Here is a 338-nt window from a genome sequence, read left to right as displayed (position 1 = left end):
CGCCGCCGACCGACTGGGCCGTGACGCCGGTCGAGCCCTGGCCCTTGGTGACGACGGCGCCCGTCAGATCCACGTCCACAGTGTCGGCGTCACCGCCTGCACCGCCAGAACCGCCGATGCCGACATTGATCGTGCCCGAGCCGTAACCGGCCCCGGCGATGCCGCCGACAACATTAAAGCCGCCGGCGCCGCCGCCGCCGCCGATGGACTGGGCCACCAGGCCGTTGGCCATCATGCCTTCGGTCAAGATCGCCACTTCCAGACCGTCGAGAACCTCGGAGAAGGTAAGGTCCAGATCCACGACCCCGGCCTTGCCGCCGCCGCCGCCAGACCCGCCC

General features: G+C 70.7%; 1 pseudogene. It reads right to left on the bottom strand.

The window, feature by feature from the left end:
- A pseudogene (locus tag HX774_RS19520) lies at window positions 1-338 on the bottom strand (hypothetical protein); the annotation flags it as partial.

The sequence above is a fragment of the Brevundimonas sp. P7753 genome, from assembly GCF_013386595.1.
Lineage (GTDB): Bacteria > Pseudomonadota > Alphaproteobacteria > Caulobacterales > Caulobacteraceae > Brevundimonas > Brevundimonas bullata.
The sequence above is the reverse complement of the archived record's forward strand: the minus strand, read 5'-3'. Positions and strand labels throughout refer to the sequence as shown.